This is a genomic window from Aureisphaera sp. (assembly GCF_059726885.1).
Genome location: NZ_AP041051.1, coordinates 3761417 through 3785115, shown reverse-complemented (window position 1 = coordinate 3785115; position 23699 = coordinate 3761417). Strand labels below are relative to the sequence as shown.

The 23699-nt window shown below is 40.9% G+C and carries 18 protein-coding genes; 10 read left to right on the top strand and 8 right to left on the bottom strand.

Annotated elements, in window-relative coordinates; all coding sequences use genetic code 11:
* Positions 1-5: 5 nt before the first annotated feature.
* Entirely contained in the window at positions 6-998 is a 993-nt protein-coding gene (locus tag AC6JAD_RS16975; protein ID WP_461303760.1) for a glycosyltransferase family 2 protein, read from the bottom strand.
* Positions 999-1017: 19 nt separating this feature from the next.
* A complete protein-coding gene (locus AC6JAD_RS16970) occupies positions 1018-1461 on the bottom strand; it encodes a type I restriction enzyme HsdR N-terminal domain-containing protein (RefSeq protein ID WP_461303761.1) in 444 nt (147 codons plus the stop codon).
* 119 nt (positions 1462-1580) lie between these two features.
* Here AC6JAD_RS16970 and holA point away from each other — a divergent pair, with 119 nt between their 5' ends.
* On the top strand, positions 1581-2585 hold the full coding sequence (gene holA, locus AC6JAD_RS16965; RefSeq protein WP_461303762.1) for a DNA polymerase III subunit delta: 1005 nt from the start codon (positions 1581-1583) through the stop codon (positions 2583-2585).
* Positions 2586-2734: 149 nt separating this feature from the next.
* On the opposite strand, the gene AC6JAD_RS16960 is transcribed toward holA, so the two are convergent.
* A complete protein-coding gene (locus tag AC6JAD_RS16960) occupies positions 2735-3109 on the bottom strand; it encodes a DoxX family protein (RefSeq protein WP_461303763.1) in 375 nt (124 codons plus the stop codon).
* Positions 3110-3320: 211 nt separating this feature from the next.
* Between AC6JAD_RS16960 and AC6JAD_RS16955 the strand changes: the two genes are divergently transcribed.
* The 9 genes from AC6JAD_RS16955 to AC6JAD_RS16915 all read left to right on the top strand — a co-directional run bounded on the left by AC6JAD_RS16955 (position 3321) and on the right by AC6JAD_RS16915 (position 15825).
* Positions 3321-6110: a choice-of-anchor I family protein gene (locus AC6JAD_RS16955; protein WP_461303764.1), complete on the top strand. Its 2790-nt coding sequence runs from the start codon at positions 3321-3323 to the stop codon at positions 6108-6110.
* An 86-nt stretch (positions 6111-6196) separates the two neighbouring features.
* The gene (gene menA / locus AC6JAD_RS16950) at positions 6197-7153 is read left to right on the top strand and encodes a 1,4-dihydroxy-2-naphthoate octaprenyltransferase (RefSeq protein ID WP_461303765.1); all 957 of its coding nucleotides are present in this window, start codon (positions 6197-6199) and stop codon (positions 7151-7153) included.
* A 78-nt stretch (positions 7154-7231) separates the two neighbouring features.
* The gene (locus tag AC6JAD_RS16945) at positions 7232-7912 is read left to right on the top strand and encodes a metal-dependent hydrolase (RefSeq protein ID WP_461303766.1); all 681 of its coding nucleotides are present in this window, start codon (positions 7232-7234) and stop codon (positions 7910-7912) included.
* Between the two features lie 22 nt (positions 7913-7934).
* Positions 7935-8975 (top strand): o-succinylbenzoate synthase, encoded by a 1041-nt coding sequence (locus AC6JAD_RS16940; protein ID WP_461303767.1) that lies wholly within the window; start codon positions 7935-7937, stop codon positions 8973-8975.
* A 43-nt stretch (positions 8976-9018) separates the two neighbouring features.
* The gene (locus tag AC6JAD_RS16935; protein ID WP_461303768.1) at positions 9019-9981 is read left to right on the top strand and encodes a CPBP family intramembrane glutamic endopeptidase; all 963 of its coding nucleotides are present in this window, start codon (positions 9019-9021) and stop codon (positions 9979-9981) included.
* Positions 9982-9992: 11 nt separating this feature from the next.
* Entirely contained in the window at positions 9993-11069 is a 1077-nt protein-coding gene (locus AC6JAD_RS16930) for an AMP-binding protein (protein ID WP_461303769.1), read from the top strand.
* A gap of 290 nt (positions 11070-11359) precedes the next feature.
* Positions 11360-13495, top strand: coding sequence for a vWA domain-containing protein (locus AC6JAD_RS16925; protein ID WP_461303770.1), 2136 nt, complete (start codon positions 11360-11362; stop codon positions 13493-13495).
* Positions 13496-13656: 161 nt separating this feature from the next.
* On the top strand, positions 13657-14397 hold the full coding sequence (locus AC6JAD_RS16920) for a TonB-dependent receptor plug domain-containing protein (protein WP_461303771.1): 741 nt from the start codon (positions 13657-13659) through the stop codon (positions 14395-14397).
* 114 nt (positions 14398-14511) lie between these two features.
* Complete coding sequence (locus AC6JAD_RS16915) at positions 14512-15825, top strand: M24 family metallopeptidase (RefSeq protein WP_461303772.1); 1314 nt, start codon at positions 14512-14514, stop codon at positions 15823-15825.
* Here AC6JAD_RS16915 and AC6JAD_RS16910 read toward each other — a convergent pair whose 3' ends face one another.
* The 5 genes from AC6JAD_RS16910 to AC6JAD_RS16890 all read right to left on the bottom strand — a co-directional run bounded on the left by AC6JAD_RS16910 (position 15826) and on the right by AC6JAD_RS16890 (position 23657).
* Complete coding sequence (locus AC6JAD_RS16910; RefSeq protein WP_461303773.1) at positions 15826-16248, bottom strand: DoxX family protein; 423 nt, start codon at positions 16246-16248, stop codon at positions 15826-15828.
* 57 nt (positions 16249-16305) lie between these two features.
* The gene (locus AC6JAD_RS16905) at positions 16306-17592 is read right to left on the bottom strand and encodes an MFS transporter (protein ID WP_461303774.1); all 1287 of its coding nucleotides are present in this window, start codon (positions 17590-17592) and stop codon (positions 16306-16308) included.
* A 101-nt stretch (positions 17593-17693) separates the two neighbouring features.
* Entirely contained in the window at positions 17694-20948 is a 3255-nt protein-coding gene (locus AC6JAD_RS16900) for a hypothetical protein (RefSeq protein ID WP_461303775.1), read from the bottom strand.
* A gap of 117 nt (positions 20949-21065) precedes the next feature.
* Entirely contained in the window at positions 21066-21470 is a 405-nt protein-coding gene (locus tag AC6JAD_RS16895; RefSeq protein WP_461303776.1) for a VOC family protein, read from the bottom strand.
* A gap of 558 nt (positions 21471-22028) precedes the next feature.
* Positions 22029-23657, bottom strand: a complete 1629-nt coding sequence (locus AC6JAD_RS16890; RefSeq protein WP_461303777.1) for an acyl-CoA carboxylase subunit beta — start codon at positions 23655-23657, stop codon at positions 22029-22031.
* Positions 23658-23699: the final 42 nt, after the last annotated feature.

The following is a 23699-nucleotide window of genomic DNA, read 5'->3' as shown; positions in this document are numbered from 1 at the left end:
GTTTATTAGAGGTTGTTAAAGTTACGTTTTTTTGCAATATAGTACTTCCAAACCACAGAATTTATTGTGGCGTAAGAAAGCCCCGACGCCCATTTTTTACGCTTTTTTAAGTACTTGGGAATAAGGCGGTAAAAACTAAAATGTGCTTTTAGGATGGCGATGAAATGCCTAGGCTTTCCCTGTACGAGAAACATGAGACCCGCGATACCATCCCAAATCATTCTAATAAATATGCGACGCCAAGCAACAAAACCCATTACATTCTTTAAAAGGATGAGTAATGAATTTCTGAAATTATAAAAGGTTTTTTTAGGATCGGCTGCCGATAAGGTAGCGCCGCCTAAATGGTAAACAGTTGAACTACCTATATACTTAATTTTACCTCCTTGTGACTGCATACGCCAGCAAAGGTCTATCTCCTCCTGATGCGCAAACAAATCTTCATCTAACCCTCCGACATTCCAAAAAGCTTCCCTTCTTACAAAGAGACAGGCTCCAGTGGCCCAAAAAATAGTGATAGTATCATTGTATTGCCCTTCATCCTTTTCTAAGGTGTTGAAAATACGTCCACGGCAATATGGATATCCCAATCTATCTATAAACCCACCACCGGCTCCTGCATATTCGAAATACGCCTTGTCCTTATGATCCAGGATTTTTGGTTGGGCAGCCGCCAAACCATTATCTTTATCGAATTCCGAAATGACGGGTATTAACCAGTCTTCGGTTACTTCTACATCGCTATTCAACAACACAAAAACATCTTCGGTAAGATCCTTAAGGGCATCATTGTGCCCTTTGGCATAACCGCCATTTTCCCTATTCTGAATGATTTTTACCGTAGAATAGGTTTCTTTAACAAATGCGATACTGTCATCTGAAGAGGCATTGTCGGCCACATAAATGGTTGCTTCGTTAGAATGTGCTATAACGGAGGGTAAAAATTGCTCCAATAGCAATTTTCCATTCCAATTCAATATGACGACGGCAACTTTCACAGGGCAAAGAAAAACATTTTTAGTCAGTTGCTGGAAGATCTTCCAAGAAGACATAACGTTCGTTGGTATAATCCATTCTGCAGTAATAATGATCTACCCCATTAGTAACCATTAAATTACTTGCGTGGGTTACTAGATTATACCTGGCAATTTGATCAAAAGTTTCTTGGGTAATAGGAATATGGGGTGCTTTGCATTCTACGATTAGGAATATGGATCCATCGGTGTTAAAAACTACGATATCATATCTTTTTTTGGTATCGTTGAGCAGTAATTGCTTTTCAACGTTTATTAAATGTGGTGAATATTCCTTTTCAGAAATCAAGAATTGAACGGTATGCTGCCTGACCCATTCCTCGGGAGTGAGGACCACAAATTTTTTTCGAATGGGATCGAAAATCAGTCGTTTGTTTTCCCTATTTTTGAAACGGAAGGAGTACTCTGGAAAATTCAATTTCAGCATCAAACAAAGAAACACTTTCCAACGCTTATTTCATAATTTTTAGGTAGAGCTTGTTTCCTCAGGTGCAGTCAAGGTATGAGCTAAGTAATGGACTGCGCCTAACCAACAAACGAATTCTTTTGGCACTAGACCAAGTACGGCAGATCATTGGGGAGATTAAGCAGGGAAATGCTGCTCCCATCTACTTTTTAATGGGGGAAGAACCCTACTACATAGATGGTATTAGTGATTATATTGAAGACAACCTTTTAACCGAAGAGGAGAAAGGATTTAATCAGATGGTACTGTATGGAAGGGATGTGTCCATAGATGATATTGTTAGCAACGCCAAACGTTACCCCATGATGGCCGAACGCCAGGTGGTCATTGTAAAGGAGGCCCAGGATTTGGCCCGCACTATAGAAAATCTGGCCTCATATGTCGAAAACCCACAGCCCACAACAGTTCTTGTTGTTTGTTACAAGTACAAAAAATTGGATGCCCGGAAGAAACTAACGAAGATTCTCAAAAAGAACGGAATCCTATTCGAAAGCAAGAAACTCTATGAAAATCAGGTTCCAGACTGGATTCGAAGGGTCATGGGAGGTAAGGGATATACCATTAGTCCAAAAGCTGCACAAATGCTTACCGAATTTTTGGGTAATGATTTGAGCAAGGTAAACAATGAATTGCAAAAGTTGCAATTAATAGTAAAAGAGGGAGAACAGATTACGCCACAAATCATTGAAGAAAATATTGGGATCAGTAAAGACTTTAATAATTTTGAGCTACAGAATGCCATAGGGGTACGGGATGTGAAAAAAGCCTTTGGTATCGTACAATATTTCGCTCAAAACCCTAAAAACCATCCCCTTGTCATGACCGTTGCGTTATTGTACAGTTTCTTTTCAAAATTATTGAAGTATCATTCCCTTTCCAACCCTGCACAAGCTCCTAAGGTATTAGGGGTAAGTCCATATTTTATAAAGGATTATGAAATCGCTGCTCGAAATTATCCTATGAAAAAAGTAAGCAAAATCGTGTCTGCCATTCGTGAGGTCGATATGAAAAGTAAAGGTGTGGGTGCGTCCAATGTATCGCAGGGTGATTTACTCAAAGAACTGCTCACTAAAATCTTCGATTAAACTTTCGTTTCTTACCTCATCTCGGAACTGGGTATCTAGGGACCCCATGGAATTCCTTATCCCTATAAAAAATCGCTAGAAACTTTTAGGAAAAAGGTCCTAGCGATTATAATTAAAACATTTTCGGGATTAAAAGGTTCCCGGAGGTGTTATTTTTTGTCTACTGAAAGTCGTCCAGCTCCCATAATGGCAATGGCTAAGAAACCTATGAGATATAGTAATGCCTTTTCCTTGGTTGCGATGGGATCTGCCGCATGAACAATAAATGCTGCAACAGCCATCGTAATCATTGCTACCAGAGCTGCAGGGCGCGTTTTAATTCCAATAATGATTAAAACGGGAGCAACAAATTCGCCAAGAAGAGCTAAAATAGATGAAATGAGCCCTCCTAATCCGATAGGGTCTCCTACGATTGAAGTGTCTCCATTAATAAATGCCAATAATTTGGGGATTCCATGTGTAAGCATTAAGGCGGAAATGCCTACCCGTAAAATAAGTAAGCCTAAGTCAGGGTTTCTTTTCATTTGTTGTTTGTTTTTGATGGGTTATTTGTTAAAAATATGAAATTTATACTATCTATCGATAGCGCTAACATTTACTTTACTTTCTCTTAATTTCTAAAAGAGTATTTCTTCAATAAAACAATATTCACTTCATTATTACTTAAAGATTAGCTAAAACCCATCGCAAACTACCTCGGTAATTTTGTATTGCTAATTAATAAATGAATATCAAATGAAGAAAATTACCTTTTTTACCCTGGCATTTTTTGGATGCTTTAGCATACTCCAAGCTCAAATAGCTGCAACCAGTTTTGAAGAACCTCCTGTACCTGGAGGGCAATATACAGATAGCGGCGATGCTGGTACCGCCCATGATTTGATTAACAATGTCGGTGAACCTGAAGTTGATTTCACCTCAACAGGTGGAGAAATGGGATACAATGCTACATATGTTCCCTATGACACACCTGGTAGTGGTCTTACCGATGGTGACTTTGTAGGAACTACGGATTTTACAGGAGATGTAACTTCATACACAGATGGGGCCAACGGATACCAAATGTCTGATCCGGACGGAAACATGATCTTGGAATTCGACGTAGTAGATTTCGCTGGATTTTCAAACAACGTTGTTTTTGTAGATTATTTTGTTAACGGTACTGGATGGGAAGGTGACGGAACTGTTAATGACGATGCAAATGATCGCATCCGTATATATGTTCGTGATCTGACTAACGCTACTGAAATTGATGTCCTAAATACAGAAGGGAACGATATCGACGACTTAGGAATCGAAGATATATGGCAAACTGTGAGTGTTTCTGTACCGGATAATGCTATAGTACAATTGGTAGTGGAATTGCGTTCCAACTCTGGAAGTGAGGCCTTGTACCTAGATAACATACGTTTTGAGGCAGATCCTATTATCATTGCCGATGTTGAGTTCGAAAATGCCTTTATTTCCGTAGATGAAAATGATAGTTCCATCGAAATTTCAGTGGTGCCAGATCAGGCCCCGACCGAGGAAGGATCTGTTGATGTGGTCTTGATTTCGGGCGGAACTGCTGTGAATGGTTCCAATTTTAATTATGTTTCAACCGAAACACTGACCTTCCCAATAGCTCAGTCAGGACCACAAACGATAACCATTCCTATTACAAACAATTCTGATGACGAAGGGGATACGTTTTTCGTACTTCAACTTCAGAATGAAGATAATGTAACGCTAGGGGCCAATGATACCATCGGCATTTACATTTTGGATGATGATACTGCCGTTCCTGCTGGCGACGACAGCCAATTGGACGTAACTTACCTCACAAGTTACTTGGTAGATGGAGATGGTACTGCAGAGATTGCTGCTTATGATGCCGATAGTCAGCAGATTTTAGTAACCAACGCTACAAAATTGGAATTCATCGACTTTTCCGATCCTAGCAATATGTCCACCAACTTGTCCATCGATTTTGCTGCTACAGGGGATGGTGTACAGAGTGTGGCAACTTATGGAGGATTATATGCCTTGGCGATTTCAGGGATAGAAAAAACCGATAACGGAACCGTCCTTATTGGTGATGTAGCAAACACATTCGGAGTATACCTAGAAGTAGGTGCTTTACCAGATATGGTAACTTTCACGCCCGATGGAACCAAAATAATCGTGGCTAACGAAGGTGAGCCCAACGATGATTATTCGATCGATCCGGAAGGGAGTATTTCCATTATCGATGTAAGTGGTGGTTTGGGTAACATCTCGCAAGCAAATGTTACTACCTTAGACTTTAATGCATTCGATTCGCAAGAATCTGAACTGGAAGATGCAGGAGTTCGTATCTACGGACCAGGAGCAAGCGTTTCCCAAGATCTTGAGCCAGAGTACGTAGCTGTTTCCGACGATTCACAAACAGCGTATGTTTCCCTTCAAGAAAATAATGCATACGCTATAGTAGATTTAGTAAACATGGAAATTACCGATATTTTACCCTTTGGATTGAAAGATCACAGTCAGTTCTCAAATACGATCGACGTAAGCGATGAAACCGATTTCATCTTTGATGCAAACTGGCCTATCTACGGAATGTATATGCCTGATGCCATTACTGCCTATGATGTAAATGGAACAACCTATGTTGTTACTGCCAATGAGGGAGACGCAAGGGAATACGATACGTATGAAGAGGAACGAAAGATCGATGATGACGATTACAACCTGGATCCCGCTTTATTCTCAGACATTGATGTCTTGGAAATGGAAAGCAACCTTTCAGAAATAAATGTTACAAATGCTTCTGGTGATATTGATAATGACGGTCTATTCGAGCAAATCCATGTATTTGGAGGACGTTCCTTTAGTATTTTCGAAGCTGACTCTGGCAACTTGGTGTACGACAGTGCCAATGATTTCGAGGTAATAACTGCCAATGACCCAGTATATGGCGGCATCTTCAATGCCAGTAATAGTAATAACAACTTCAAAAATAGAAGCGACAATAAAGGACCTGAACCAGAAGGCGTTATTGTTGAAGAAATCAATGGAGAATACTACGCCTTTATATTATTGGAAAGAATAGGAGGGCTAATGGTATACAATGTAACCGATCCTGCCAATCCAGTTTTCTTGGAGTACGAAAACAGTCGTGATGCCACCCCAGGAGGTGACGAAATGGGAGATTTGGCTCCAGAAGGCGTGATTTATATTCCTTTCGAAGATAGTCCAACCGACACCGGTTTGTTGGTAATCGCAAACGAAGAAAGTGCCACATTGAGCGTATTCGAAATCAATAACGACATTCTTTCTGTAAATGATTTCGAAACGGCTTCAACGAAATTGGTGGTATATCCAAACCCAGCAGATGATATGATTTTCTTAAATAAGCCAGGGGCTTATGAAATCTATGATATCACAGGAAGACTGATCGCTACCACTGGCGAAGTTGCCGTAATTAATGTTGCAACGTATACAAGCGGCACTTACATCATTAAGAATAATCAAGGGCAAATTGCCAGATTCATAGTTAGATAAATTTAGTTAGTAATGGAAGGTCCGTTTCTGCATTTGTAGGGGCGGATTTTCTTTTTTACCCTATTTTTGTGCGGTAATTTTCAAATATGTCACAATTGAAAGCTTGGCTAGGCGCAGCACGATTAAGAACCCTTCCTTTATCTGTTTCTGGAATTATTGTCGGTGCGGCCCTTGGAAATCCAATACTTGCCCATATAGAATACACTTCAATTTGGGAGAAATCCAATATCATAATGTGTTATCCACCGTATATAACACAAAGGCCATTATTCTGGTTGGCCATCTTAACTACCATTGGCTTTCAAGTCCTATCCAATTTTGCCAACGATTATGGCGATGGTGTGAAGGGAACGGATGCAAATAGGGATGGTGAAAAGCGAATGGTGGCCAGTGGCGTTATTTCCCCCAAACAAATGAAGCGTGGAATGTACGTAACGGCTGGAATTACCTTGCTTATTGCCAGTATGCTTATCTTCATGGCATTTGGCAATGAAAATATTCTCTTGGCATTCATTTTTTTCAATTTGGCCATAGCTGCCGTAATTGCAGCCATAAAATATACCGTAGGCAAAAGTGCATACGGTTATTCGGGTAAGGGCGATATTTTCGTGTTTCTTTTTTTTGGTTTGGTTAGCGTCTTGGGAACTTATTTTCTCTTCACCAAGTCCTTGACTTGGGAACTGCTATTACCTGCTACAAGTATTGGGGTTTTCAGTACGGCAGTCTTAAACCTTAACAATTTACGCGATATAGAGAACGATGCCAAAGTGGGAAAGAACACACTTGTGGTCAAATGGGGTAGTGTTAAGGCCAAGAATTATCACTATTTCCTATTGCTTATAGGAATGATCTGTGCCGTGCTTTATACCTTGCTAAAGTATCAGACACCTTTACAGTTTCTATACCTAATCACATTTATTCCTTTGGTTCTTAATATGATGACTGTGGCGAAGAATTCCGAACCTCGATTATTGGACTCCGAATTGAAGAAAGTGGCATTGAGTACATTCGCTTTTGCGATTCTCTTCTCCTTTTTACATTGAAACAAAATTGTTCCATAGGGAAAAGAACATTAAATTTACTGAAGTAATTAACTGCCCTTTTGGGTGAAAAATCACACTATGAAGATCACGTTTTACGGTCAAAACAGTCTTTCCATAGAAACTTCAGGAAAGCACATTATTATAGACCCATTCATATCCGGTAACCCATTATCCAAAGACTCGGTTTCCGTGAATGACTTGAAGGCAGACTATATTTTACTCACACATGCACATTTAGATCATGTACTGGATGCAGAAGCCATTGCCAAGAATACCGGGGCAACTATTGTTTCTAACTACGAAATAGCCATGCATTATCAAGGTAAGGGATACAAGGTACACCCAATGAACCACGGTGGAAGCTGGCAATTCGACTTCGGAAGAGTGAAATACGTAAACGCCATTCATACCAGTACATTCGATGATGGAACAGATGGTGGCTTTCCCGGAGGCTTTGTGATAGAAGGGGAAGACAAAAATATCTATATCGCAGGTGATACCGCATTGACCATGGATATGAAACTCATCCCAATGCGAACAAAACTTGACTTGGCCATTCTTCCCATTGGCGATAATTTTACCATGGGAGTGGAAGATGCTATCATAGCGAGTGATTTCGTTGAGTGCAACCGTATTTTGGGAGTGCATTACAATACATTTGGTTTTATTGAAATAGATACCCAAGTGGCGAAGGATAAATTTAGTGAAGCGGGAAAAGAGCTCATTCTTTTGGGCATAGGGGAATCAATCAATGTATAATAGCACATTTTAAATAACCACTTTGCACGCGTCGTATAAAAAACATCTTCTTCAATTCAAACGCCCAGCAGGAACCTCTAGGGGAGTATTGCAAACAAAGGAAGCATTCTATATCCTTTTGAGAGAAAATGACCAATGGGGCGTTGGGGAATGCGGTCTTTTAATGGGATTAAGTATAGACGATCGCCCGGATTATGAACAAAAACTTGCATGGGCTTGTGATCATATCTCTTTAGGACTGGATGTGCTTTATGAAGAATTAAAAGAGTTCCCTTCTATTCAGATTGGTTTAGAAACGGCCTTTAAATCGTTTAATGCTTCGGATCCGTTTCACATCTTTCCTTCTCAGTTTTCCGATGGCGAGCAATCAATACCTATAAATGGCCTTATCTGGATGGGCGAAGCGGCCTTTATGAAGCAACAGATTGCCGAACGATTGAAAAGCGGGTTTACCTGCTTGAAAATGAAAATAGGTGCGATCGATTTTGATTCCGAAATTCAACTTTTAAAGTCTATTCGCAAGGAATTTTCACCTAGTGAAATAGAACTTAGGGTCGATGCGAATGGTGCTTTCTCACCTTTGGAAGCCTTAGATAAATTGAAGTACCTTTCCGAGTGGAGCATCCATTCTATTGAACAACCTATTAAACAGGGACAATGGCAGGAAATGGCTCGCTTATGTGAAATGACCCCATTACCGATTGCCTTGGACGAAGAGTTAATTGGTGTCTTTGATGTTGAAAAAAAGAGTGAGATGTTAACAACCATTCAACCACAGTATATCATCCTTAAGCCGAGCTTTATTGGTGGTTTTCAGGGAAGTGACGAATGGATTTCACTTGCTGAAAATACGGGAATCGAATGGTGGATTACCTCTGCATTGGAAAGCAATGTGGGATTGAATGCCATTTCTCAGTATACATTTACAAAAAGTAGTAAATTGCCGCAAGGATTGGGGACTGGTAGTTTGTATACCAATAATTTCCCGTCGCCTCTAGAAGTAAGCAACGGGAAAATAGGGTACAATACCCAATTGGCTTGGGATGTATCTGAAATAATGTAACAAACAGGCTCAATGGTGTTCTAATCCGTTTTAAAGAGAATTTATGTTCATACAATTAGCTTACAAATACCTTCACGAAGGCTGGCGCTATATCGTTGGTTTTGGAGTTGTTTTTTTTATTTGGCAATTTGGTTCCTTTCCCTTTATTATTGCCGCAATGATGAAGGCAATTTCCGATGGGGGAGATGCCTTTACAATTTTAGAAGACCCCAATGCCATTATGCAGGTATTGGATTCTAATCTCACACTCTTTTTGATGCTCCTGGCATTTGTAATTGGCTTAATCGGTCTGTACATATGGCTTAAGTATGTGCATCGGCAACCTATGTTGCGAATTACCACTTCAAGAAAAAAGATAGATTGGGGACGGTTTTGGTTTGGCTTCATCCTTATCGCTGTTTTTACCATAGGTACGACGCTTATCGACTATTATTCCTATCCCGAAGACTATGTCATACAGTTTAATTGGGGTCCATTTTTAATCCTTGCAGTTATTGCCATTGTGATGATTCCGTTGCAAACCAGTTTTGAAGAATATCTATTTAGAGGGTATTTAATGCAAGGTTTTGGAGTCATGTTTAAAAGTAAGTTTGCCCCACTATTCATCACTTCGGTACTTTTTGGCGGTATGCACTATTTCAATCCGGAAGTAGATAAATTGGGACCCATTATCATGGTGTACTATATAGGAACTGGATTTTTACTGGGTATTATGACATTAATGGATGAAGGACTGGAGTTGGCTCTAGGGTTTCACGCGGGAAACAATTTGGTAGCAGCCCTTTTGGTAACAGCAGACTGGACGGCGTTCCAAACAAACTCCATACTAAAAGATGTTTCAGAACCCGCGTTGGGCTGGGATGTGCTAATTCCCGTATTGGTGGTATACCCCATCTTTTTGGGAATCATGGCATGGCGCTATAAATGGAAGGATTGGCAAGGAAAACTTTTTGGAAAAGTGCAGCCACCTCCAGATGAATCCTTGCTGGATATAGGAACAGAATAGATCGAACTAAGATGCCAACCTCACCAACCATACATCCAAAGTTCAAATTCAACGGACTGTCTTACACATCGGCCGAGGAATTGCTCAATTTTGTGGATAACCTAAAAGCCCATGGGGCGCCCTATGAGGTAAGTATTGCCAATTTCTTGGAAGAATGGTTGGATTTTGGTGATAGTATTGTCGTGAAAACATCTGGCTCAACGGGAACACCCAAAGACATTTTCCTTCTAAAAGAACATATGTTGCAAAGTGCGAAAGCCACTGGAGCCTATTTTAAAACAGGTGAAGGAACAAAGGCCTTACTTTGTCTTTCTGCCGATTATATTGCGGGCAAGATGATGTTGGTTCGCGCTCTTGTATTAGGTTGGGATTTACACGCTGTAGCCCCTAATAAAGATGCCCTTACCGAATATGACAATGATTATGATTTTGTTGCGATGGTTCCTTTTCAACTACACCATTCCATACATGCCTTGGACAAGGTTAAGAAAATGATCGTAGGTGGAGGGCCTATTTCTCCTGAATTGGAAGCTCAACTTCAAGATAAAACGACCGAAGTTTTTGCTACCTATGGAATGACCGAAACCATAACCCATGTTGCAGTAAGACGATTGAATGGATTTGCAAGGTCTGAGGTGTTTTCCGCACTTCCGAATGTACAATTTTTGCATGATGATAGAGGTTGCCTTGTTATTGAAGCTCCTAAAGTGAGTCGAAGAAATGTAGTGACCAATGACCTTGTAAGACTACATTCTCCTGTTTCCTTCACTTGGCTTGGAAGAATTGATAACATCATCAATAGTGGAGGGGTGAAAATTAGTCCAGAAGAAGTGGAAACCAAACTTTCCACTCACTTCGATTTCCCTTTTATTATTGCATCCGAAGATGATGAGGTATTGGGGCAACGAATAATTATGGTTATAGAAGGCGAACAAATGCCCAGCCAAGAGTTATATCAAGGTGCTTTTCAAGAACTGCAGAAGTACGAGCGACCAAAAAAAATATATTCCCTTTCCCAATTTCCATTCACCGAGACTGGCAAAATAAAACGACAGGATGTCCTGTCTTTGCTTCACAAGCACAAGTAACTACTTCCCTCAATGATTTGGGGGCTTCCCTCAATGTTGCTTTTTTACTTCAATTTTCAAATGTAGGTTTGAGTATGATTTTTTTTCATAAATAAGTCATCTTAGTTTTTTTGGTTGGTTTTTTTGGGAAAGGGGAGTCTCGAGTTGGGCTCCCTTTTCTTTTTTCTTTAAAATGCGATGTATCGACCTATGGACAGTTCCCTAATTGAAACCACCTTCTGCCTCAATATATATTTTATGGGTCACCTACCCATGCTAGTTTTACCCCATTAACATGAATCAAATTAGATATGAAAACAATTTTACTTTGCGTCGTATGCTTTTTTACACTAGGGATATTGAATGCCCAAGAGGTAGAAATAACAGGTGTGATCACCGATGAGTCCAACCTTCCGTTACCCGGAGTAAACATAGTGGTAAAGGGTACTTCAAAGGGGACTCAAACAGACTTTAATGGAAATTATTCCATTAAAACCGGCTTAGGCCAAATATTGGTCTATAGTTATATTGGTTACAAAACGGAAGAGCGAATCGTTACTTCTAAAAGCTCTGAATTTTCCTTTTCCCTAAAACCAGATGCCACAAGCCTGAATGAAGTGGTGGTAACTGGTTTTGCTGTCAAAAAGGAAAAAAGGGTGCTCGGATATTCCGTGTCCTCGGTGAGTGAGGAATCTCTTAGTGCGCCTCCAAGAACCGGTGTAGACCAATATTTACGGGGGAAAGCTGCTGGGGTTTCTATCACAACCCAGAACGGATTGTCCGGATCAGCCAATAAAGTGGTTATCCGCGGGACCAATTCATTCAAGGGTAATGATAAGGTATTGTATGTTATCGACGGAGTACCTATTAGTTCCGATGCTAACTCTTTAGATGGAAATATGAAGTCTAATCTTTCCTTTGATTTGGATGCAGATGACATTAAAATGGTAGATATTCTTAAAGGTACGGCTGCGACTACACTATATGGTACAGAAGGAAGAAATGGGGTTATCTTAATTACCACAAAAAGCGGTAACCATAATCCAGTTTCAGAAAACGAAAGCTACAAGTACATGCCAGAGAACATCTTTAAGAGTGTAGCGACCGAGCCACTGTCTACGTTTTCCATAGATGTGGACAAAGCAGGTTATAGTAACGTAAGAAGAATGATTAACAACGGTCAGGAAGTTCCACAAGAAGCGGTTAAAATAGAAGAGATGATCAATTACTTCTCATATAACTATCCAAACCCCGACGGAAAACATCCTTTTTCCATACACACAGAAGTTGCAAAGTCACCTTGGAACGAAGGTTCCAAATTAGTAAAGATCGGACTTAAGGGAAAAGACATTACCGCGGAGGAAGTACCCGCATCAAACCTAGTGTTTCTCATAGATGTGTCTGGCTCTATGAATTATAATAATAAACTTGGTTTATTGAAGTCGGCTCTCGATGTGTTGGTAGATCAATTACGCGAAAAGGACAAGGTGTCCATCGTGGTGTATGCCGGGGCAGCGGGAATGGTGTTAGAGCCTACGAGAGGCGATAAAAAGGAAGAAATCATGGCAGCCATCAACAATTTGAGCGCTGGCGGTTCGACGGCAGGTGGCGCCGGAATTGAATTGGCTTATAAAACGGCCGAAGCACAATTCATAAAAGGGGGTAATAATCGGGTAATCCTAGCCACAGACGGGGATTTTAACGTAGGAGCATCCAGTGATAAGGATATGGAGGAATTGATAGAGGAGAAGCGCAAAAGCGGAGTATTCCTTACGGTTCTTGGTTTTGGAATGGGGAACTATAAAGATTCCAAAATGGAAATACTTGCCGACAAAGGAAATGGGAACCATGCCTATATAGATACAATGCAGGAGGCCCAAAAGGTACTGGGTTCTGAGTTTTTTGGAACCATGTACGCCATTGCTAAAGATGTGAAAATTCAAGTAGAGTTTAACCCTGCCTTGGTCAAGGCACATAGGCTAATTGGCTATGAAAACCGTCTGCTGGAAGATGAAGATTTTAATGATGACACCAAGGATGCCGGAGAAATTGGAAGTGGTCATACCGTGACCGCGTTATATGAGATCATACCCGTTGGTGTAGAAAGTGTGTACGTAAGAAGTGTGGATTCATTAAAGTATACCGATCCTAATTCAAAAAGCAATCCAGATGAACTGCTTACGGTTAAATTCAGGTATAAGAAACCCGATGGCAACAGAAGCAAGCTCATTGTTAAAACATTGAAAGATGCGGATACAGAGTTTGAAAAAGCGTCACAGGATTTTAAATTCTCCGCCGCAGTAGCCCTTTTTGGTTTGCAGTTACGAAAGTCCATTTTTATCAACACCTTCGACCGAAAAGATGTGATTGATCTGGCATTGGCTGGAAAGGGTGTGGATATTGATGGGTATCGTGCCGAGTTTATTAGATTGGTTCGCAGTTATTAAAGAGATTAAACTAAAAGTGCAAAAAGAGAGAAGCCGTAATTAGGCTTCTTTTCTTTTCCTAAGACTTTCCCTCATCCAAAGGGGCAGTTCACTCATTCATACTTTCAAATGAGGGCTGTTCTTTCTAGCTTCAGACATCATTAACCATAAATCCAATTCATATGAAAGCATTCATTATTACACTAATGTTAGCCTTTTGTATTTCAAGCACTTTTGGGCAACAAATACAGGTTGAAGGCTATGTTACTGACGAGAACAACGAACCCTTTGCAAATGCAAAAGTATTAGTTGCTGAAACGGGTAACGAAACCCATACTGACGAAGAAGGTATGTATACAATTGAAGCCGAAGTCGGTCAGCACCTAGTATTTAGTCATGCGGGTTATCATTCGCTAATGATTAAAGTGGAAGATAAAAACCCTATAGATTTAAAAATGGAGAGGGACAACGCCTCCATTATAGCTAGAGTAACTGGTGGTTTTGCCGAGAAAAAAGCCCAGGGATATTCGGTATCCACAATTTGCGGATCCCAAATAGCCGAGAGCCCGCAAAGTGACTTTTCAAGGATTATTGAAGGTAAAACAGCCGGTATCAGGGTACGCCCCCAGACGGGATTCGTAGGCTCAACTAATTCGGTGGTTATACGCGGGTTGAGTTCAATAAATGGCAGTAATCATCCGTTGTACGTCATAGATGGTGTTCCTTATGATACGCAAATTACGAACCCCGGTAATGTAGTTTGCGGGGACTTGGGTACTAACCGATCATTTGATATTGATCCCAATAATATTGCCAGTGTCAAAGTATTAAAGGGGTTGGCCGCGACCAATATGTATGGCTCCCAAGGGAGGAATGGTGTAGTTGTGATTAGCACAAAAACGGGACCTTATGCAAATAGGTAAAGCTTGTAATTGAAAATGCGCTAGGCACTCCTAGCCATTGATTGGGGCGTAGGGAATCGTTTATGCGGTTCCCTATTTTTGGTTAATTGTGTATTTTTAGGAAAATTTACCTAAATGAGATACCTAGCGTTACTATTTGTCCTGGTTTGTACGACCCTATCCTCCCAAATACTTACCGAAAGGGAGCGGGCCACATTAAAAGATGAACTTTTGGCCGATCGGTTTAACAACGTATTACCGGAATTGATGGATCGTACAGGAATCGATATGTGGCTGGTTATTTCGAGGGAATACAATGAAGATCCAGTGATGCGTACGATGTTGCCCGCTAAATGGCTCAATGCAAGGCGCCGAACCATCTTGGTGTTTTACCGTAACAAGAGTGAAAACCGAATTGACAAACTGGCTGTGGCCAGATACGATGTAGGTGAAAACATTGTCTCAGCTTGGGATAAGGAGAAACAACCCGACCAATGGGCAAGACTCGTTGAAATTATTGAAGAAAGAAATCCCAATTCTATCGGCATCAATATTTCCGAGAACTTCGGTATAGCCGACGGTTTGGTGCATACGGATCTGGAAGAGCTGAAACAGGCATTGCCGCAACAATGGGAAGAAAAATTAGTGTCCGCGGAGAAGCTGGCCATAGGTTGGATAGAAACCCGCACCCAAAGGGAGATGGAGCTTTACAACACCTTGGTTGAGGTAACTCATACGATCATCGATGAAGCCTTCAGTAGTAAAGTGATAACACCCGGACAAACAACCACCGATGACGTTGTGTGGTGGATGCGTCAGAAAGTTACCGATTTGGGATTGGAAACCTGGTTTCACCCTACCATTGATATTCAGCGGAGCAACGAGGAACTTAAAAGTCATATTTATTCATTTTCCAAAGGGGAAAAGGACAAGTTAATCATACCCGGAGATTTGCTGCATTGTGATTTCGGTATTACCTATATTGGTTTGAATACCGACTGTCAACAACACGCATATGTATTAAAGGAAGAGGAAAAAGAGGTGCCGGACTTTTTAGTGAATGCTTTCGCCAAGGGGAATCGAATACAGGATATTTTCACGGGAAATTTCGAAACTGGAAAGACAGGGAATGAGATTTTGCTGAAGTCCTTGACCGAAGGGAAACAAGAAGGAATGCGTCCTTCTATTTATACACATCCTTTGGGAACCTATGGACATAGTGCAGGCCCGACCATAGGCATGTGGGATTCACAAGGCGGGGTACCAGGAACTGGGGATTACCCCTTATATCCAAATACGGTATATGCCATAGAATTGAATACGACGGTCTCCATTACCGAGTGGAACAAAGACATTCGCATCATGCTCGAAGAAGCGGGCTTCTATGGAGAAAATGGATTTAGGTATGTAAATGGTCGCCAAGAGGCCATAAAACCTATTTCCTGGTAATTACTGATACATTTTTAAGTATTTATCCATAGAGTGCCTTCCAGAACCATAAAAGGTAAAGAATACACATAATAGCAGTGCTACGCTTGCTAAAATGAGATTTCCAGTGTTCATTTCACCCGTAAAATTAATGAGTATTGCACCGATTAAGATAGGGAGTTGAGCAATACAAGCCCATCGGGTCAACAAACCAAACACGATTAATAATCCACCAATAAAATGAGCAGGTACCACAAAGTGAATGGCGATCATTTCTCCTACCAAACTTTGCATCGGTTTAATAAGTTCAAGCAATTCCAGTGTATTTCCCATAAAGTTGAAAGCTTTCACCACCAGAAAGGCTCCTAATGCAATCCGCAAAAAATCCAAGGGATAATAGGTATGGGCATTAGCCCATTTATTAAGACTTTTTATTGTTCCCATGATTTAAAAGTATTGATTTTAAATCATAAGATACTCATTTTTAGTGAAATACAGAAGTTAATTGTTTTCGCTTTTCGATTTGGCACTCCATCTCCAGAAAATAAATGAAGCTATTCCACCTACGGCTGAAAAGCATGTAAGCATCCAAAATACATTTTGATGGCCACCCATTCCGGGAGTTCCATCCAGTAAATAACCCATAGCCGCTCCTGCAAAGATATCCGGGGTATATCCTACTAGTGAGATAAGGCCTACTGCGGTTCCGGTCAAGACCAGTGGAATTTTTCCTTCTTTCATGGTGGCAAAATAGAGGGAGCGCGCGGCATAAATACCTGAGGCAGTAATTAATACGGATAGGAAAAATAGGGCAGTAGTCGTTGGGGCTATAAAGCCCATGGCAAAGAGAACTGCTCCAAATATACTTAAGAGAAAGCTAATGGTTAGCCAAAGAGTCACACGGCTTCGATCTGCTATAAAACCTATGAAGATACCGACAAAGGGTCGTATAAAGAGAAGAAAGGTACCCACCTTGGCAGAATCTACTTCATTGTAGTTCATCACCTCATTGGCATATTGTGAGAAGATATCGGTTATTTTATAGCCTACATAGGCGCATAAAATAATAATCATAAGCAACCATACCGAAGGTATTTTCAAAAGCATGACAACTTCTTTCATTGTGATACGTTCGACCAGTATTTCTTTTTCGTTACGATTGGATTTTAGAAAAAACCACACTAGAATTCCAACGAGAGCAACTATAGCGGCAGAAACCCATACAACATACTTGAAAGCTTCTTTCCTCTCTTCAAATTGAATGTCCTCAAGATTGCCCGTTGCGAATAAGGAAAAAATGATAACACCAAGGAGCCCAAAACAGGCACCCACTAAGCCCCGTCCTCCATCTAAAAACCCAAACGCCTTGCCCTGTGAATCGTTTCCACCCCAGACCCTTGTTGCTTTTATCATGGCAGCCCAGAATAGAAAAATGGTCGTGAGACCCCAATAACCATAAAGAAACTTTAAAACCGTGGTAGAGGGATATGAGGCATACACCAGTCCCCCCAGTGCTGTCGTCCATAAGGCTATGGCGATAAGTTTACGCGGTGGAAACCTATCGGCTAGCGGGCCACCCAATAAATAGGCGGGAAGGGCCACTAACCCATAAACTGAATAGCATAATCCTAATTCGGTATTTGTAAGCTGAAAAGCTTCCAATACCGTAGGACGAAATACCCGGGCAAGGACAAAAGGCAAAATGAAAACAGCCTCGCCTGCTATAATGAGCAACAATAAATAGTAAAAAGGAAGGGGTTTCGATGAGGTAAGGTTGCTATCGTTCATATATTGAGGGTGAGGATAGCAAGTTACTGACTTCCAAATAAAATCCAAATTAAAGCTTGGTATAATAAAAACGGCCGAAAATCTTCGGCCGATATCCTGTTTTATTGATTCTTTGCTTTTTTTAGATTATTCAATAATTGATCTTTCACCATATCCGGTGTAATTCGCAAGAGTTTCCACCATTGAAATTGATCGATCATTTTAATGGTAGGTGTTCCATTTGGGTTTATATGTCCTGCTCTCCCCATTTGTACCGTACCTTTTTCTATGGTAGAACCCCATGTACGGTTGGATTTGGAATCTACGGCCATCACTAACACATAACCATATCCTTGTTGTCCCGCACGTGTCCTACTTTGCACATGATCTATATCCATCCCTTCTGGTACTTCGCCATGTACGTCTTTATAGGCCTTTTTGTAATCGGTGTATTCTGGACGAACCCAGACTTGTTTCACATCAGACCCATCCGGACCTTTAGCTGTAACTACCAAGACATTACTTTCCTTTCTCCTTCCCAATTTCTGTACATTATCCGCACCAAAGAATTCTTCAAGAGACTTCTTGTCTTTGGCCGCCGTAGCCATATTGGTAGGTCTGGGCGTTCCAATATCGAACGCTCTACGGATCTGAGATGATTGAGAAGCCATGTTCTCCAACTCGTCCGCTTTTTTTGAAATGGCGGTGGCAATGTCCGAATTGGTTTCATTCTTGGCTGCAGTTCTCATGGCATCGAGTATTTCATCCACTTTTCTGCCTGTAACTGTGGAGGCTTCAACCAATGGTGTTCCCAATGTTCTACCACCCTTAACCACTCCTTTACCCGATGATCCTCCTGGCCATAGTTCTAAAGCGAGCATTGCCATATCAAATTCTGCTTGGTTTAGTTCCCACCAAGCTTGCATCCAATCACCTTTTTCAGCAGCTTCTAGTGCCTTGTCAAAGTGATCTTGAGCAGATCTAATATGATCTCCCAATTGTGGCATGGCGGCCATTTCGAAGGAAACCGTGAATTGCATCAATAGCAATACATCGCTAGGTATATCGATAACAATGGCGGGATTGTCATTTTCCCTCATATCTGTCATGAGTTCGTCGAGATAATGTTTCCCCAAGGATTCCGCACTATCTACCATTCGTGAAATCAGGTTTAATGGGCTTTTGGTAAGCGAAATAAGATAGATTGCATACCACAACTCCCCTTCAATTACTTCGCCTTTGGTAAAGTCGAAGAAAGAAACGGTAGTATTGGTCTCAGGATCTAATGCCGTAGATTTTTTCTCCGTCATGAAGTAGTAATCACCAACCTTGGTAATTCCTGCCTCAACACCACCCAAACGAATGGTAATGGTACGGTACGGCTCTACGTTATCCGATTCGAAAGCCCGTGTGATCCTTTCGTCCTTAAATTCGGGAGCGTCAGGATTTTCAATTTTTTCCTGAACTTCTTCTTGAATGGCTTCTTCTCCGTCTTCGGTACCGTCGTCATCCTTATCCTCATCATCCGGTGTTTCTGAAGCATTAATGGCTTCCTCTATACGCTTTTCGTTCTCAAGAAACTCTTTATATAGATCGGGATACAATTGAGACATTTCCCATAGCGCTGTACCGCAAATACCCTGATAGTTGCCCCACATTTTTTTATTTGCCTTGTAAATTTCGAGGAAATCTTCATCAATATCCATTTGTCCATCTACTTGATCATCAACCTTTTCTAACCATGTTTCTACCTGTTTTTCAAATTCCAAGAATTTGGCGTATCCTTCAGGGTCCTGTCTTGCCCATTCTAAAAGACCGCTTCCACAGATACCGGAATAATTACCCCAGATCTCTTTGTTGGCCTCATAGATTTCCCGCATGGCCTCATCGAATTCGAAATCATCATTTTCTTGTTCATCTCCTGTTTGATTTATAAGCTCCTGTAACCATAAACGGATCTGCTGCCTAACATCGGTAAGATTAGCATAGGCCTGAGGATCACTTCTTGCAATTTCCAGCAGTCCTGTACCGCATATATTGCCATAGGTGCCCCAAATACTCTCTTGTTCTTCGAGGATTTTTGCTAGCTCTTCTACCAACGCTTCATCCACTTTTAGAGGTTGTTCCTTGCAGTTCTGTTGAACATCCTCTTGGGCAAGGGTATGTCCTACAATCTGAAGCGGATAAAATGAAATCAATTCCTTGGAAATTTGCCCTGGGACTACCGTATTTATAATAACTGTCCCGGTTTCATGGGTTGTGGTCGAAATATATTCCACACCATATGGGTGAGTTAGAACACCGTCTACAGGAGTATTGGATAGGGGAGTTCCATTTTCGGAAATGATATCTACTTCTGAAGAAATAGTAGTTTCGTTATTTGCCTCATCATAAGAGGTTTCTATGATTGTTTCATTGATTGATACCTCGCCATTGTTCAGTGCTTCAGGTAAACTGTCCTCGGAATACATATTTGCTGTTACACTATATTGACCCACTTGTCGCGCCCTAAACGGAATCTTTATAGTTTTCCCGGCTTCTACCAAAATTTGATAACTACCATCTTCCAGGGGCCGTATGGCATCACTAATGGGGCGTAACTCAATTACCGGAAGGCCACCCGATAAAATGATGATACCGTCTACATTGGTTTTTAAGGTGATTTTTCCACGTTGTCCTACGTTTTTTAGCGCAGGCCCTTGCATTTCGATGGTCGGGTTTACCGATACCTCATCAGATAAATGAATTTCCCCAGAAGCATCTTGTGCTGAAAAATAATAATCCCCTTCAGGAAAATCGCCAGAAACCAAGTATTGCGATTCGAAATAGGAAGAGGAAATTTCGGTTAATGAAACGGTATTTCCTGAAGTACTTTCCAAAACTTCATTGGTTAGGGCATCCATGTTAGTACCTTGTACCGTGATCAATTCCCCTGACCTTACAATATCTGGGGTATTCCAGATTTCTATGTTAGGAGTTGCTGTGTTGGAGATCGGAATAAAAGTTGCCGCGTTAGACCTAATTGTGTACGTAGTGGGTGTGGTATTTCCGGCTAAGGAAACCAATTCTGCCAACAATGGGAAGGTGCCAGATGCTTCCTGACAACTTGGTATTTCCACTTTTCCTTGAGATCCCACATCCACGATGGTTCCCATTACTTGTATCTGACTCCCTTTTTTTAAAGGAATAAAGCCATTTTCGGTTTCTTCTCCTACCGTTCCTGTAAAGGACTGCCCTTGGGCGACCACTTCGGGAGTGATAAGTCGTAAGTTCAATTCTTTTTCTTGCGCATAAGCGCCAAACCCCATGAACAAAATAGCGATCATGAAATGTAGTTTTGCAAGTAGCTTGCTACTTAATTTTGCTGAATTTTTCATAACAATTGATTTAGATTGCTTTTCTTTTTTATAGATATATCCAAGCAATTGTCAATTGTTACCTATTGAAAATCAGGTGTTTTCGAATATTGGGTTGAGGAAGAAACGTAAATTGAATTAATTTTTCTCCTGATAGATGATGATTTGAAGCCCATCTGGATCCCTAAGATAAAGATACTGTGAACCCCATGGTCTTAGCACGGGCCCTCGGGCAGACCAATTCTCCTGTTTCAAGCGATCGGCCCAATATTGAACATCATCTGTTCGTATCTGAATTCCAGCTTTATTGCTGCCAAATTTTTTATCAAAGGCCTTTTGATGGTATTCATGAAAACCCTTGATTTCTGAAATTTCAAGAAGTGCATTACTGTTTTCATCTCCAATACGAAGAATGATACCACGTGAACCATCGCCATCATCATAAGATTCATACAGATCAAGTTGCATTATATCCATATAAAATGCTTTCGAGGCTTCAAAGTTTTTGGTGCGTATAACGGTTTTTGAAGATAGGAATTTCAAGTTTTTAATCTTTTCAAGTTCTTCTTGAAGATACGAAATATTAGTTGGACTATTCTATACAGGTTTTAGCAATTGTGCAACCCCTATACCTTTGACTTTCTTAAAAAAGAAATCAGGTGATACATATAATTCACGAAAAACAAAAGAACAATTAACAGCACTATACGAAACGCTATAAGTACTGGGAACCAGTTTAGTTCAATCATTGCAATGGCAATAAAAGCAGTTAATGAAAGGACGCCCAAAATACTCATCGGAATGAGAAATATACTTGTCCTTTCTTTGTGCTTACGAAGATAGAATCCACAGAAAAATAAAGCTATGCTATACATAACAACGCCAATTACAAATGGAGTGTAATATGAAAAAATAAAACCCCAAAGACTGTGTATAGGGTCGAAGTCAGGTCCTATAGTGAAGTTCATGCCCCAATCATCTGAATTTAGCTTCCAAATAAATAGCAAATTAACAGTAAAAAGAAGGACTGAGAAAACCAAAATTTCATTACCCCATTCCTTGGCGGTACGGGCTTTTCCCCTGTTCGACAAAGGCCACATATTATACTTGTATGACCCCCAAATTAAAAGGTTTTTCAATAGGTGCATGGTCCGCAGCTTCAATCCCCATAGAAATCCATGTACGGGTATCCATAGGATCGATCACGGCATCGGTCCAAATTCTAGAGGCTGCATAGTAAGGCGAAATTTGGTGGTCATAACGAGCCTTAATTTTATCGTAGAGTTCTTTTTCTACTTCCGGTGTAATTTCCTTCCCTTCCTTTTTCAATGAAGCTGTTTCTATCTGCAACAGCACCTTGGCTGCGCTGTTTCCACTCATCACTGCTAATTCTGCGCTGGGCCACGCTGCTATTAACCTTGGATCGTACGCTTTACCGCACATGGCATAATTACCAGCACCGTATGAGTTTCCTATAACAATGGTAAACTTGGGCACTACACTATTGCTCACTGCATTTACCATCTTAGCACCGTCCTTAATAATACCACCATGCTCACTCTTGCTTCCAACCATGAATCCCGTTACATCCTGCAAGAACACCAACGGAATTTTTTTCTGATTGCAATTAGCAATAAATCGCGTCGCCTTATCGGCGCTATCACTGTAGATTACACCACCAAATTGCATTTCCCCCTTCTTGGTCTTCACTAATTTTCGTTGGTTGGCAACAATACCCACTGCCCATCCATCGATACGCGCATAGCCTGTTAATATCGTTTTACCATAGCCTTCCTTGTATTCTTCAAACTTTCCACCATCGACCAATCGCTTTACGATTTCGCGCATATCATACTGATCGGCTCTGGATTTAGGTAATATTCCGAAGATTTCCTCGGGCTTGTCAGCCGGGTTTTCGGGTGTTATTCTATTGAAACCTGCTTTGTCATAATCCCCAATTTTTGAGATAATGTTCTTTATGGTATCCAATGCATCCTTGTCGTCCTTGGCTTTATAGTCTGTTACCCCACTAATTTCACAATGCGTAGTAGCTCCCCCGAGGGTTTCATTATCTATGGTTTCCCCGATAGCGGCTTTCACCAAATAACTACCTGCTAAGAAAATGCTTCCAGTTTTATCTACAATTAATGCTTCGTCGCTCATAATAGGGAGGTATGCACCTCCGGCTACACAACTTCCCATAACGGCAGATATTTGGGTAATTCCCATACTGCTCATTACGGCATTGTTCCTAAAAATACGCCCAAAGTGTTCCTTGTCCGGAAAAATTTCATCCTGCATGGGTAGGTAAACCCCAGCACTGTCCACCAAATAAATAATGGGTAATTTGTTCTCTATTGAAATTTCCTGGGCTCTCAGGTTTTTCTTCCCAGTTATGGGAAACCAAGCCCCTGCCTTAACAGTGGCGTCATTGGCAACTACAATACATTGTTTCCCTTGTACATAGCCTATTTTAACCACCACACCACCACTGGGACATCCACCATGTTCTTCGTACATTCCTTCACCTGCGAAAGCTCCAATTTCTATAGATGGTTTTTTATCATCTAAGAGGTATGCGATGCGTTCGCGGGCCGTCATCTTACCTTTGGCATGATGTTTTTCAATTCTTTTTGGGCCACCCCCTTGCTTTACCTTGTTAAGTTTTCTTCGTAAATCTGAGAGTAAGAGTTTGTTATGGTCTTCGTTTTTATTGAAGTTGATGTCCATTATATGCAATGTTTTTTCAAAAATACGAAAGTGCTATGGTTT

Excerpts from the sequence above, each read along its gene's own strand:
- AC6JAD_RS16970 (WP_461303761.1), bottom strand. The coding sequence starts at position 1,461 with ATGCTGAAATTGAATTTTCCAGAGTACTCCTTCCGTTTCAAAAATAGG.
- AC6JAD_RS16960 (WP_461303763.1), bottom strand. The coding sequence starts at position 3,109 with ATGAAAAGAAACCCTGACTTAGGCTTACTTATTTTACGGGTAGGCATT.
- AC6JAD_RS16955 (WP_461303764.1), top strand. The coding sequence starts at position 3,321 with ATGAAGAAAATTACCTTTTTTACCCTGGCATTTTTTGGATGCTTTAGC.
- menA (WP_461303765.1), top strand. The coding sequence starts at position 6,197 with ATGTCACAATTGAAAGCTTGGCTAGGCGCAGCACGATTAAGAACCCTT.
- AC6JAD_RS16945 (WP_461303766.1), top strand. The coding sequence starts at position 7,232 with ATGAAGATCACGTTTTACGGTCAAAACAGTCTTTCCATAGAAACTTCA.
- AC6JAD_RS16935 (WP_461303768.1), top strand. The coding sequence starts at position 9,019 with ATGTTCATACAATTAGCTTACAAATACCTTCACGAAGGCTGGCGCTAT.
- AC6JAD_RS16930 (WP_461303769.1), top strand. The coding sequence starts at position 9,993 with ATGCCAACCTCACCAACCATACATCCAAAGTTCAAATTCAACGGACTG.
- AC6JAD_RS16925 (WP_461303770.1), top strand. The coding sequence starts at position 11,360 with ATGAAAACAATTTTACTTTGCGTCGTATGCTTTTTTACACTAGGGATA.
- AC6JAD_RS16920 (WP_461303771.1), top strand. The coding sequence starts at position 13,657 with ATGAAAGCATTCATTATTACACTAATGTTAGCCTTTTGTATTTCAAGC.
- AC6JAD_RS16915 (WP_461303772.1), top strand. The coding sequence starts at position 14,512 with ATGAGATACCTAGCGTTACTATTTGTCCTGGTTTGTACGACCCTATCC.
- AC6JAD_RS16910 (WP_461303773.1), bottom strand. The coding sequence starts at position 16,248 with ATGGGAACAATAAAAAGTCTTAATAAATGGGCTAATGCCCATACCTAT.
- AC6JAD_RS16905 (WP_461303774.1), bottom strand. The coding sequence starts at position 17,592 with ATGAACGATAGCAACCTTACCTCATCGAAACCCCTTCCTTTTTACTAT.
- AC6JAD_RS16900 (WP_461303775.1), bottom strand. The coding sequence starts at position 20,948 with ATGAAAAATTCAGCAAAATTAAGTAGCAAGCTACTTGCAAAACTACAT.
- AC6JAD_RS16890 (WP_461303777.1), bottom strand. The coding sequence starts at position 23,657 with ATGGACATCAACTTCAATAAAAACGAAGACCATAACAAACTCTTACTC.